General features: G+C 72.5%; 13 protein-coding genes. 3 read left to right on the top strand and 10 right to left on the bottom strand.

Going from position 1 to position 12264, the window contains the following annotated elements; translation table 11 throughout:
• Positions 1-92: 92 nt before the first annotated feature.
• The 5 genes from era to IGA62_RS05465 are packed head-to-tail and all read right to left on the bottom strand — an operon-like array spanning position 93 to position 4344.
• Entirely contained in the window at positions 93-1034 is a 942-nt protein-coding gene (gene era / locus IGA62_RS05445) for a GTPase Era (RefSeq protein WP_145815973.1), read from the bottom strand.
• Complete coding sequence (locus IGA62_RS05450; RefSeq protein ID WP_145815972.1) at positions 1031-1408, bottom strand: cytidine deaminase; 378 nt, start codon at positions 1406-1408, stop codon at positions 1031-1033. The genes era and IGA62_RS05450 overlap by 4 nt, the downstream gene beginning before the upstream one ends.
• Complete coding sequence (locus IGA62_RS05455; protein WP_145815971.1) at positions 1401-2819, bottom strand: hemolysin family protein; 1419 nt, start codon at positions 2817-2819, stop codon at positions 1401-1403. The genes IGA62_RS05450 and IGA62_RS05455 overlap by 8 nt, the downstream gene beginning before the upstream one ends.
• Positions 2795-3268, bottom strand: coding sequence for an rRNA maturation RNase YbeY (ybeY, locus tag IGA62_RS05460; RefSeq protein WP_145815970.1), 474 nt, complete (start codon positions 3266-3268; stop codon positions 2795-2797). Before ybeY ends, IGA62_RS05455 begins: the two co-directional genes overlap by 25 nt.
• Before the next feature lie 14 nt (positions 3269-3282).
• Positions 3283-4344 (bottom strand): PhoH family protein, encoded by a 1062-nt coding sequence (locus tag IGA62_RS05465; protein ID WP_091459489.1) that lies wholly within the window; start codon positions 4342-4344, stop codon positions 3283-3285.
• Between the two features lie 291 nt (positions 4345-4635).
• Here IGA62_RS05465 and IGA62_RS05470 point away from each other — a divergent pair, with 291 nt between their 5' ends.
• A complete protein-coding gene (locus IGA62_RS05470; RefSeq protein WP_145815969.1) occupies positions 4636-5193 on the top strand; it encodes a snapalysin family zinc-dependent metalloprotease in 558 nt (185 codons plus the stop codon).
• 230 nt (positions 5194-5423) lie between these two features.
• On the opposite strand, the gene IGA62_RS05475 is transcribed toward IGA62_RS05470, so the two are convergent.
• Together IGA62_RS05475 and IGA62_RS05480 are read right to left on the bottom strand one after the other, a co-directional pair.
• Positions 5424-6776, bottom strand: a complete 1353-nt coding sequence (locus IGA62_RS05475; RefSeq protein ID WP_377465209.1) for a serine hydrolase domain-containing protein — start codon at positions 6774-6776, stop codon at positions 5424-5426.
• A 132-nt stretch (positions 6777-6908) separates the two neighbouring features.
• On the bottom strand, positions 6909-7259 hold the full coding sequence (locus tag IGA62_RS05480; RefSeq protein WP_145815967.1) for a histidine triad nucleotide-binding protein: 351 nt from the start codon (positions 7257-7259) through the stop codon (positions 6909-6911).
• A gap of 130 nt (positions 7260-7389) precedes the next feature.
• Here IGA62_RS05480 and IGA62_RS05485 point away from each other — a divergent pair, with 130 nt between their 5' ends.
• Positions 7390-8151 carry an SDR family NAD(P)-dependent oxidoreductase gene (locus IGA62_RS05485; RefSeq protein WP_145815966.1) on the top strand — a complete coding sequence of 254 codons (762 nt, stop codon included), beginning with the start codon at positions 7390-7392 and terminating at the stop codon, positions 8149-8151.
• A 96-nt stretch (positions 8152-8247) separates the two neighbouring features.
• The gene (gene ppk2 / locus IGA62_RS05490) at positions 8248-9159 is read left to right on the top strand and encodes a polyphosphate kinase 2 (protein WP_145815965.1); all 912 of its coding nucleotides are present in this window, start codon (positions 8248-8250) and stop codon (positions 9157-9159) included.
• Positions 9160-9209: 50 nt separating this feature from the next.
• Here the strand turns inward: ppk2 and IGA62_RS05495 are convergent, their stop codons facing one another.
• The 3 genes from IGA62_RS05495 to hrcA form a co-directional block, all read right to left on the bottom strand.
• A complete protein-coding gene (locus IGA62_RS05495; protein ID WP_145815964.1) occupies positions 9210-9944 on the bottom strand; it encodes a 16S rRNA (uracil(1498)-N(3))-methyltransferase in 735 nt (244 codons plus the stop codon).
• Entirely contained in the window at positions 9945-11084 is a 1140-nt protein-coding gene (gene dnaJ / locus IGA62_RS05500; protein WP_186500194.1) for a molecular chaperone DnaJ, read from the bottom strand.
• A gap of 73 nt (positions 11085-11157) precedes the next feature.
• Positions 11158-12180, bottom strand: a complete 1023-nt coding sequence (hrcA, locus tag IGA62_RS05505; RefSeq protein WP_145815962.1) for a heat-inducible transcriptional repressor HrcA — start codon at positions 12178-12180, stop codon at positions 11158-11160.
• Positions 12181-12264: the final 84 nt, after the last annotated feature.

Consider the following 12264-nt stretch of genomic DNA (forward strand, 5'->3'; position numbering starts at 1 on the left):
GACCGGGTGACGGTGCGGTGGGGCCAGGACCGACGTGGGCGGGCGGCGGGTCGGACCCGGTCCGACCCGCCGCCCCCGACCTCGGCCCGGCGTCAGAAACCGAGCCGACGCAGCTGCTTCGGGTCGCGCTGCCAGTCCTTCGCCACCCGCACGTGCAGGTCGAGGTAGACCCGGGTGCCGAGGAGCTCCTCGATCTGCCGACGGGCCCGGGTGCCCACGTCCTTCAGCCGGCTCCCCCGGTGACCGATCACGATCGCCTTCTGGCTGGGGCGCTCGACGTACACGTCGGCGTAGATCTTCATGACCTGCCCCTCGGGGATCATCTCCTCGACGATCACCGCGATCGAGTGCGGCAGTTCGTCCCGGACGCCCTCCAGGGCCGCCTCGCGGACCAGCTCGGCGACGAGCACCTGCTCCGGGTCCTCGGTGAGCATGTCGTCCGGGTAGAGCTGCGGCGACGGCGGCAGGTAACCGGTCATCACCTCGACCAGGGTGTCCACCTGGTGCCCGGAGACCGCGCTGACCGGCACCACGTCGGCGAACTCGCCCATCTCGCTGACCGCGAGCAGTTGCTCGGCCAGCCGCTTCTTGTCGACCAGGTCGGTCTTGGTCACCACCGCGAGCACGGTCGCCTTCAACTCGGCCAGCTCACCGGTGATGAAGCGGTCCCCGCGCCCGACCGGCTCGTTCGCCGGGACGCAGAGGCCGATCACGTCGACCTCGCTCCAGGTGGAACGGACCAGGTCGTTGAGGCGCTCGCCGAGCAGCGTCCGGGGACGGTGCAGACCGGGCGTGTCGACCAGCACGAGCTGGGAGTCCGGACGGTGCAGGACGGCCCGGATCACGTGCCGGGTGGTCTGCGGCTTGCTCGAGGTGATGGCGATCTTCTGCCCGACGATCGCATTGGTCAGGGTGGACTTGCCGGCGTTCGGTCGACCGACGAAACAGGCGAAGCCCGCCCGGTAGGGCCGGTCCCCGCCGGCCGCCCCGGGGGCCGTCTGGTCCGGCCGGGCCGACTCGTCGCGCCGGGTCACTCGACCACCGTGCCGAGGACGGTGCCGTCCGGGGCCGCCAGGTGGATCGGCGCATCCGTCGTGAGGTCCCGTACGGCGGCGCGACCGGCGGGGTCCACGGTCGACGCCTCGGTCACCACCACCGCCGCCTCCAGCCGGGACGCGCCGGCCGCCGCCGCGGAGGCGACCGCCAACTGGAGGGCGGTGACCGTCAACGACGGCAGCGAGACGGTCGCGGCGGCGTACGTCCGGCCGTCCTGGTCACGGACCGCCGCCCCCTCGACGGCACCGACGCGGCCCCGCGCCCCCCGGGCGAGGATGACCAGCTTGGCGTCCTCGACGCTCAACTCGGTCGGGGCGGGAAGGGCGGACGGTACGGCGGGTGACTCAGGCATCGGCGGGTTGCCTCTCCTCGGATCGGTTCGGGTTTCCTCCCCGGGGCTCGGCCTGTTCACCCCGCCCCGGGTTCTCCTGCTCGTCGCTCGGCCCGACCCGGCGCACCAGCACGGTGTCGATCCGGTTCCGTCGACCGGTGGTGCCCTCCGCGACCAGGTGCAGCCCGGCGACCTCCGCCTCCGCGCCCGGGATCGGCACCCGACCGAGCGCTTGGGCGAGCAGGCCACCGACGGTCTCCACCTCGTCGGCGGGAAGCTCCACGTCGAACAGCTCGCCCAGATTCTCCACCGGCAGGCGGGCGGTCACCCGCACCGCCCCCTGCTCCGGCAGGTGCTCGACCGGCGGGCGCTCGATGTCGTACTCGTCGGTGATCTCACCGACGATCTCCTCGAGGATGTCCTCGATGGTGACCAGGCCGCCGGTGCCGCCGTACTCGTCGACGACGATCACCAGGTGGTTGCGGGCCGCCTGCATCTCGGAGAGCAGGTCGTCGACCGGCTTGGACTCGGGCACGAAGGTCGCCGGACGCATCAGCTCGGCCACCGGCGTCCCCTCGGCCTGCTCGCCGCCGCCCTGGGTACGGCGGATCAGGTCCTTGAGGTAGAGCACGCCGAGCACGTCGTCGACGTTCTCGCCGATCACCGGGATCCGGGAGAACCCGGAACGCAGGAAGAGCACCAGCGCCTGGGCCAGCGTCTTGTGCTCCTCGATCCACACCATCTCGGTGCGCGGCACCATCACCTCGCGGGCGATGGTGTCGCCGAGGGCGAAGACCGAGTGGATCATCTGACGTTCGCCGTGCTCGACCACGCCACGCTGCTCGGCCAAGTCGACCAGTTCGCGCAGTTCCACCTGGGTGGCGAAGGGCCCCTCCCGGAACCCCTTGCCGGGGGTGACCGCGTTGCCGATCAGGATGAGCAACGAGGCGAGCGGGTTGAGCACCCGCCCCAGCCAGCGGACCAGCGGGGCGACCGCCCGACCGACCACGTACGCGTGCTGCCGGCCGATGGTGCGCGGACCGACCCCGACCACCACGAAGCTGATCACCGTCATCGCCCCGGCGGTGACCAGGGCGGCCCGCCAGCCCGCGCCGAAGGTGTCCACCGCGACCAGGGCCACCAGGGTGGTGGCGGTCAGCTCGGCCATCAGCCGGAGCAGCAGCAACAGGTTGAGGTGCCGGACCACGTCCGTGGCGACGACCTGGAGGGTACGCGCGCCGCGGACGCCGTCCCGGGCCAGCTCGGCGGCGCGGGCCGGTGAGACGGCGGTCAGCGCCGCCTCGGTCGCCGCGATGATCCCGGCGAGCACCACCAGCCCGGCCGCGAAGACGAGCAGTTGCAGGTCGGGCAGGCCGGCGGCACCCGCCGCCAGTGTCGGGGTGGTCATCACCGGGCTCGGGTCGACCGCCAACTGGCGAGCAGCCTCGCCTGGAGCCCGAACATCTCGCGCTCCTCCTCCGGCTCGGCGTGGTCGTACCCGAGCAGGTGCAGCACCCCGTGCACGGTGAGCAGGTGCAGCTCGTCGGCGGCGCTGTGCCCGGCGGTGGCCGCCTGTTTGGCCGCCACCTCCGGGCAGAGCACGATGTCACCGAGCAGGGCCGGTTCGCCGGCCGGGCCGGTGCTCTCCCCCGGCCCGTGGTCGACGCTCCCCTCGTCCATGGGGAAGGCCAGCACGTCGGTCGGCCCGTCGCCGCCCATCCAGCGGTGGTTCAGCTCGGTCATGTAGTCGATGTCGACCAGCAGCACGGAGAGCTCGGCGAGGGGGTTGACCCCCATCTCGTCGAGGGCGTGCCGGGCGACGGCGAGCACGGCGTCGGTGTCGACCGGGACACCGGACTCGTTGGCGATCTCGATGGACACGTCTTTCCTCTGCTCTAGCGGCGGCGACCGGCGCGGCCGCCGCCCTGGGCGGTCCGGCCCGGCACCGCGTGCACGCTCTGTGCCTGCTGGTTCTCCCGCTCGGCGTCCCAGCGGGCGTACGCGTCGACGATCTCCCCGACCAACCGGTGACGGACCACGTCCGAGCTGGAGAGCTGGGCGAAGTGCACGTCCTCGACGTCGGTGAGGATCTCCCGGACGACGCGCAGGCCGCTGCTCGTCCCGCCGGGCAGGTCGACCTGGGTGATGTCGCCGGTGACCACGATCTTGGAGCCGAAGCCGAGGCGGGTCAGGAACATCTTCATCTGCTCGGGCGTGGTGTTCTGCGCCTCGTCGAGGATGATGAAGGCGTCGTTCAGCGTCCGGCCGCGCATGTAGGCCAGCGGCGCGACCTCGATCGTGCCGGCTGCCATCAGCTTGGGGATGGACTCCGGGTCGAGCATGTCGTGCAGCGCGTCGTAGAGCGGGCGCAGGTACGGGTCGATCTTCTCGTTGAGGGTGCCGGGCAGGAAGCCCAGCCGCTCCCCCGCCTCGACCGCCGGTCGGGTGAGGATGATCCGGTTGACCTGCTTGGCCTGCAACGCCTGCACGGCCTTCGCCATCGCCAGGTAGGTCTTGCCGGTACCGGCGGGGCCGATGCCGAAGACGATGGTGTGCGCGTCGATCGCGTCGACGTAGCGCTTCTGCCCGAGCGTCTTCGGGCGGATGGTGCGCCCGCGCCGGGAGAGGATGTTCAGGGTCAGAACCTCGGCGGGCCGCTCCGCGCCGCCCTGCTCGAGCATGCCGACGGTACGCCGCACGGCGTCGGTGGTCAGTGTCTCGCCTTTCTCGATCAGTTCGAGCAGCTCACCGAAGAGGCGCTCGGCGAGGGCGTTGTCCGCGGGCGCACCGGTGATGGTGATCTCGTTGCCGCGCACGTGCACATCGCTGTCGACCGAACGCTCGACGAGCCGCAGGATCTCGTCGCCCGCGCCGAGGAGGTTGACCATGATCTTGGGGTTGGGAACGGTGATCCTGGTCTGCGCCCGGGGCGGGCCCGGAGGTGGGGTGCCGGTCATAGGTCGGGCCGTCGGGCCCTGCGCCACCTGCTCTCGCTCTCGGCGCCGGCCTGAGCTGGCTCGGCGTACGGACGTTGGTCCCATGGTATCGGGTCGACACCGGAGACACCCGGCCCATTTCCCCCGTCCCCACCCCGGACGGGGCCGGGGTGATCGCCAGGAAAGCCATGATCACGACATCAAGCCAGGATTATATCTGATCAACATCAAAACGGGCAGATTGATATCGACGCACGTCCATATCTAGGATTCGCTCACCCCCCGTTTCCCCTCACGAACGGAGTGTGACCCGTGTCCCCACGAAGGATCGGTCGCCGCCTCGCCACCCTCGTCGCCGGTGCCGCCACCGTGCTGAGCCTCGGCCTGGCCAACCCCGCCCCCGCCGCCGCCGAGGTCGTCAACGCCACGGTCTGCTACAACACCAGCCAGGCCGGCCCGTACGCGGGCGTCGCCGACCAGGCCGCCGGGATCTGGAACGCGTACACGAACAACCTCAACATGTCGAAGTGCGGCTCGAACCTGATGATCTACTACACCACCGGTGGCGGCTCCTACGCCGTCCGGCGCAGCCTCGGCAACGGCTACGTGGTGATCGACACGATCCAGGCCCAGCAGTACAGCGTGCTGCGGATCATGACCCACGAAATCGGGCACATCCTGGGCCTGCCCGACAACTACAACGGCCAGTGCTACCTGCTCATGTCCGGCGGCAGTGCCGGCACCGGCTGCACCAACCCGTACCCGTACAGCACCGAGGCGGCGCAGGTCGACCGGAACTTCGGCGGCTTCGGCGCCGAGGGCACCCAGGTCTTCCGGGACAGCTGGCCGGCGCTGGCCACGATCGGCTGAACCGCCCCGTCCCACCGGGGTCCGGCCGCACGACCAGCTGAACCGCCCGTCGTGTGACCGGCTGAACCACCCCGCCGCGGGACACGGTTGAACCGCCCCGCCGCACGGGCCGGGATCGGCACCCGCCGACCCCGGCCCGTTGCGCGCCGTCGTGCGGGCGGGCCCCGGGCCGGCGGGTCGGTGCGGCTCGGTGCGGGCACCCGCCGGTCGGGCGGCCCGCGCCCCGCAGGTCAGCCCCGGTCCGGCCAGCGCACGTCGTACCCGTCGAAGGTCTGCTGGTCGCGGGTGAACCGGTAGGTCGCCCAGTGCATCCGGCGCACCGCCCCCCGCTCGTCCCGGGTCAGCCGGAGCAGCTCCCCGACCTCCCGCCCGGAGATCGTCCGCAGCACGTCGGGCCGGTCCGGCAGCGGCGCGAAGACCGCCGCCGGTTTGCCCGGCGGATCCCCTGCCCGGCGGGCCCGCAACGCCCCGTCCCGCCAGAGGAAGACGTACTCGAAACCCTCTCCCCACCAGCGCCCCAGCACGTCCCGGTACGCCTCCGGGGCCGGCTCGCCCGGCGACCACGGCTCGATGTCGGCCGGGTCGTGCTCGACGGAGGTGGTGAGCAGCCGGTGCGGCAGGTCGAAGATCGCCCCGGCGGTGCCGGCCGACCCGAGCACCGCGCAGCCCATCGCCCCCGGTGTCCCGTCGCCGCCCCGCCGGCCGTAGACCGAGGCGAGGAAGCCGGGCATCGCCCCGTCGTGCCCGACGTGCAGCACCCGGTTGGGCTGCGGCACGAGGATCAGCCCGAGGCCGAAGCCGTCCGCCCAGTTCGTCTCGTCGGTGACCGTACGCGGCCAGCGCATCTCGTCCAGGGTGCCCGGGGCGAGCACCGCGCCGGTCGGATCCAGCGCCGACGGGTCGGCGAGGAAGGCCGCCCACCGGGCCATGTCCCCGGCCGTGCTCCAGAGCTGCGCCGCCGGCCCCACCGCGCCGAAGTCGGTCGGCGGCTCCGGCCGGGCGTGGTCGGAGTACGCGTCGACCAGGAAGCCGGTGGCCGCGTGCGGACCGGGGCGGGGGGTGGTGGCGCTCAGCCCGAGCGGGGCGAGGATCCGGTCGGCCAGCACCTCCACCCAGGTGCCGCCACGCAGCCGCCCGACCAGCTCCCCGAGCAGGGCCATGCCCAGGTTCGAGTAGTGGAACCGGCGGGCCGGGGGCAGCACCCGCTCGGCCCGGGCGAGATCGGCGAGGAGCTGTTCGACCCCGGGGGCGCGCAGCGTGTCCCAGATGTCGCCGTACGGCTCGCGTTGCAGACCGGAGGTGTGCGACAACAGCCGGCGTACGGTCAGCTCGCCGTGCGCGGGCACGTCGAGGTGCCGCCCGACAGGGTCGTCCAGGTCGAGCAGCCCCTCGTCGCGGCACTGGAGCACCAGCACGGCCGTGAAGGTCTTGGTGACCGACCCGATCCGGAACGGGGTCTGCGGCGTCAGCGGGGCGTCGTTGCCGGTGGCGCCGACGGTGAGGCTCCACAGGGGCCGGTCGGCCCGGTGCAGGGCCACCGACAGCGCCGGCACCCGCGCGCCGGCCTGCACCTGCCGCACCATCCGCCCCAGGCGCACGTTGATCTCCACCACGCCGCCAGTGTAAGGAGGGGTCCCCTGTTACCGCTTTTTGATGAGCAGGGGACCCCTGCTACCACCCCGGCAGGGTGTCGAGCCTCAGCGAGCGGCGGGAGTTCAGCGGGCGAGCATCGGGCCGAGCGGAGCCCCGCCGAGCAGGTGCGCGTGCACGTGGAAGACCTCCTGGCCGCCGTACCCGCCGGTGTTGAACATCAGCCGGAAGCCGTCGGCGAGCAGCCCCTCGGCCTCGGCCACCTCGGCGGCCGTGGCGAGCACCTGACCGGCCAGCTCCGGGTCGGCCTGGCCGAGCGTGGCCACGTCGGCGTAGTGCTCCTTCGGGATCACCAGCACGTGCACCGGGGCCTTCGGGTCGATGTCCCGGAAGGCCAGGGTGGTCGCGGTCTCCCGGACGATGGTGGCCGGGATCTCCCCGGCGACGATGCGGCAGAACAGGCAGTCGGAGGTCATCGACGCATGGTAGGACCGTCCACCCGGGCCGGCATCTCCCCACGCCCCGCCGGCATGTCCTCGCAGGTCCCCGGCCCCGACCACCGGCCCCGGTCCGGGCGGGGACCGGACTCTCGGGGATCATGGGCGGGTGGACTCTCGGGCGGTACTGGTGACGGGGGCCTCGCGCGGCATCGGCCGCGCGGTGGCACGCAGGTTCGCGGCCGGCGGCGACCGGGTGGCGATCCACCACCGCGACTCGGCGGAACTGGCCGAACGGCTCCGGGCGGAACTGCCCGGCGACGGGCACGTCGTGGTCGCCGCCGACCTGGCCGACCCGGACGCGGTCCGAGCCGCCGTGGACGAGGCGGCAGCCCGGCTCGGCGGGCTGGACGTGCTGGTCAACAACGCCGGGGTGTTCGGGCCGGCGGACCCGCCGCACCCGGTCTTCGAGACCACGTACGAGCAGTGGCGGCAGCGCTGGCGGCAGATCGTCGACACCAACCTGCTCGGCGCGGCCAACGCGGCCTGGTGCGCCGCCCAGCACATGCGGGACCGGGGCGGCCGGATCGTCAACGTCTCGTCCCGGGGAGCCTTCCGCGGCGAGCCGGGCAACCCGGCGTACGGGGCGAGCAAGGCGGGGATGAACGCGATGGGGCAGTCCCTCGCGGTGGCTCTGGCCCCGTACGGCATCGCGGTGGCCACGGTGGCCCCCGGTTTCGTCGAGACCGACATGACCAACGAGCACCTCAAGTCGCCCCGGGGTGCGGCCGTGCGGGCGCAGAGCCCGTTCGACCGGGTGGCCCGGCCGGAGGAGATCGCCGCCGCGGTGCACTGGCTGGCGTCACCGGAGGCGGAGTGGGCCTCGGGCACCATCGTCGACCTCAACGGCGCGTCCTACCTGCGCTCCTGAGGGGCGGCCTCCCTGCGCTCCTGCAAGGTGGCCTCCCAGCGAACTCCCAGCTCCCGGGGCGGATGACCGGACCGGGCCGGGGTAACGGTCCCCGGCATGGCCGATGCCGCGCTGCTGGACCTCTCCGCTGACTACCAGGTGGTCGACGACCACGACGACGACCCGGTGCTGCTCCGCTCGGACGGCAGCCCGGTGGACACCTGGCGCGAGGACTACCCGTACGACGAGCGCCTGGCCCGCGAGGAGTACGACCACCACAAACGCCTACTCCAGATCGAACTTCTCAAGCTCCAGGAGTGGATCAAGGAGAGCGGCGAACGGCTGGTGATCATCTTCGAGGGGCGGGACGCGGCCGGCAAGGGCGGCACGATCAAGCGCTTCATGGAGCACCTGAATCCACGCGGGGCCAAGGTGGTGGCCCTGGTGAAGCCGAACGAGCGGGAGGCCACCCAGTGGTACTTCCAGCGCTGGCTGGCACACCTGCCGGCGGCCGGCGAGATCGTGCTCTTCGACCGGTCCTGGTACAACCGGGCCGGAGTGGAGCGGGTGATGGGCTTCTGCACCCGCAAGGAGTACCTGGAGTTCCTCCGCCAGGCCCCCGAGTTGGAGCGGATGCTCGTCCGCTCCGGCATTCGCCTGGTCAAGCTCTGGTTCTCGGTCTCCCAGAACGAGCAGCGCACCCGCTTCGCGGTCCGGCAGGTCGACCCGGTACGGCAGTGGAAGCTCTCACCGATGGACATCGCCTCGCTGGACAAGTGGGACGAGTACACCGAGGCCAAGGAGGCGATGTTCTTCTACACCGACACCGCCGACGCGCCGTGGACGGTGGTCAAGAGCAACGACAAGAAGCGGGCCCGGCTGGAGGCGATGCGCCACGTGCTCCACCGCTTCGACTACACCGACAAGGACCGTGAGGTGGTCGGCGTACCCGATCCGCTCATCGTCGGCCCGGCCGGGCTGGACCTGAGCCCCGACGACCAGCCCGTCCAGGTCTTCCCCCGCCTCTGACCCCGCGCCGCGCCCGGGTCACGGGAGACCGGGCGCGTGGGGGCGTCGCGTCACCAGCGGGCGAGGCGGGTGGCGAGCACGCTAAGCGCCGCCACCCCGGCGGTGGAGGTGCGCAGTACCGCCGGCCCGAGCCGGACCGGACGGGCTCCGGCGGCCCGGAAGGCGTCCACCTCGGCCGGGGCGATCCCGCCCTCCGGTCCCACCACCAGCACGATCTCACCGGTCGTCGGCAGCTCGACGGTGGTCAGCCGGTCCTGTGCCTCCTCGTGCAACACGAACCCGGCAGCGGCCCCGGAGATCCGGGCCGCCACCGTCGCGGTCGACTCGTCGGGGGCACCGGCCACCACCGGCAGCCAGGCGCGGCGGGCCTGCTTGGCCGCCTCGCGGGCGGTCGCCGCCCACTTCTCCCGGGCCCGTACGCCCCGCTCGCCCCGCCACTGCGTCACCGAGCGGGACGCCGCCCAGGGCACGATCTCGTCCACCCCGACCTCGGTCATCGCCTGGACGGCCAGCTCACCCCGCTCGCCCTTGGCGATTCCCTGCACCACCACGATCCGGGGCACCGACGCGTCGACGTACCCCCGCGAGGTGACGGTCAGGTCGAGGGCGCCCCGGCCGACGGCGGTGACCACGGCGGCGGCCGTGCCGCCCCGACCGTCGGCGAGGATCAGTTCCTCGCCGACGCGGAGCCGCTGCACGGTGGCGGCGTGGTGGCCCTCCGGGCCGTCCAGGGTCAGCGTGTCGGCGACGGGCAGCGCCTCGACCAGGAACAGCGGCGCCGACACTCAGGCGTGCCCGTTGAACGCGTCCCGCATCCGGGAGAAGAAGCCGCCCTGCTTGCTCAGCTCGGCGACCTCCTCGCCCCGGGTCTTGGCGAAATCACGGAGCATCCGCTCCTGGTCGGCGTCGAGCTTGGTCGGGGTCCGCACGTCGAGGTGGACGTAGAGGTCACCCCGGCCGGTGCCGCGCAGGTGCGGTACGCCCCGGGCGCGCAACCGCATCGTGCTGCCGGGCTGGGTGCCCGCCTTGACGTCGACGGTCTCCTCGCTGTCCAGGGTCTTGATGGTCAGCCGGGTGCCGAGCGCCGCCGCGGTCATCGGCACGGTCACCCGGCAGTGCAGGTCGTCGCCCTTGCGGGAGTAGACGTCATGCGGCCGTTCGTGGATCTCGACGTAGAGGTCGCCGGCGGTGCCGCCACCCGGACCGACCTCACCCTGCTGGGCGAGGCGGATCCGCATGCCGTCCTCCACGCCCGCCGGGATCTTGACGGTCAGCGAGCGACGGGTACGGACCCGACCGTCACCCGCACAGGTCGCGCAGGGGTGCGGGATGGTGGTGCCGTACCCCTGGCAGACCGTGCAGGGCCGGGCCGAGACGACCTGGCCGAGGAAGGTGCGCTGCACCGACTGCACCTCGCCCCGGCCACCGCACGCCTCGCAGGTGGCCAGGTGGGTGCCGGCGGCCGTGCCCGCGCCGGAGCAGGTGGTGCAGAGCACGGCGGTGTCGACGGTGATGGGCGCCTCGACGCCGAACGCCGTCTCGTGCAGGTCCAGTTCCAGCCGCAGGATCGCGTCCGCTCCCGGACGGGTACGCGGTCGCGGACCCCGTGAGCCGGTGGCTCCGCCGAAGAAGGCGTCCATGATGTCCTGGAAGCCGACGAACGGTCCCGCGCCGCCCGGCCCGCCGGGGCCGGCCCCGCCACCACCGGGGGCGAGCGGATCCCCACCCAGGTCGACGATCTGCCGCTTCCGGTCGTCCGAGAGGACCTCGTACGCGGCGTTGATGTCCTTGAACTTCTCCTGGGCCTCCGGGTCCGGATTGACGTCCGGGTGGAACTGTCGCGCCAGCTTGCGGTAGGCGCGCTTGATCTCGTCGTCGGAGGCTTCCCGGCTGACGCCGAGGATGCCGTAGTAGTCCCTGGCCACTGCGTTCCGTGTCCTCATGTTCGTCTCGCGTTGCGCCGGTCGTCGGCCCGAGTCGGCCGTCGGCCCTGACTGGTCAGTTCTGGGCCAGCAGCTCGCCCACGTAGCGTGCCACGGCGCGTACCGTGGCGATGGTGCCGGGGTAGTCCATCCGCGTCGGGCCGAGCACGCCCAACCCACCCACGATGGTGGCACCTGGACCGTAACCCGTGCTGACCACCGACGTACCCCGCAGGTTGTCGATCTCGTTCTCGTCGCCGATCCGGATCCGCGTCGTGCTCGGCTCGACCTCACCGATCAGCTTGAGCAGGATGACCTCCTCCTCGAGCGCCTCGAGGATGGGGCGCAGCGAGCCCTGGAAGTCGAGCAGGCCACCTCGGGTCAGGTTGGCGGTGCCGGCGAGGGCGATCCGCTCCTCGTGCCGTTCCACCAGGGTCTCCAGCAGGACGGTGGAGAGCGTGGTCATCGCCGGGCGCAGCCCGACGCGCACCTCCTCCACCAGCGCCTGCACCAGCGGCGGGGTGTCCGACAGCCGGTTGCCGCCGAGCTTCTCGTTGAGCAACCGGCGCAGGTCGGTGACGTCGTCGGCGGGGACCGGGGCGGGCAGCTCGACCAGGCGCTGCTCGACCCGACCGGTGTCGGCGATCATGACGAGCATCAGCCGGGTGGTGGAGATCGGCACCAGCTCCAGGTGCCGCACCGAGGAGCGGGCCAGGGACGGGTACTGCACCACCGCCACCTGGCGGGTGAGCTGCGCGAGCAGCCGGACCGTCCGGTTCACGACGTCGTCCAGGTCGACCGCGCTGACCAGGAAGCGCTCGATCGCCCGGCGCTCGGCCGGACTGAGGGGCTTGACCCGGCTGAGCCGGTCGACGAAGAGGCGGTAGCCGCGATCGGTGGGGACCCGTCCGGCGCTGGTGTGCGGCTGCCGGATGTAGCCCTCCTCCTCCAGCACGGCCATGTCGTTGCGGACCGTGGCCGGGGAGACGCCGAGCTGGTGCCGTTCGACCAGCGCCTTGCTGCCGACCGGCTCCTGGGTCGCGACGTAGTCCTCGACGATCGCGCGCAGCACGGCGAGCTTGCGGTCGTCGAGCCCCACTCTCCCCCCCTCCTACGCTGCCGACACCCGGCCCGGGCGGTGCGTACCCACCACCGGCGACGACCGGCGGCGGTCGCCGACCGT

The organism is Micromonospora sagamiensis, from assembly GCF_014680085.1.
In the GTDB taxonomy this organism is placed as follows: domain Bacteria; phylum Actinomycetota; class Actinomycetes; order Mycobacteriales; family Micromonosporaceae; genus Micromonospora; species Micromonospora inyonensis.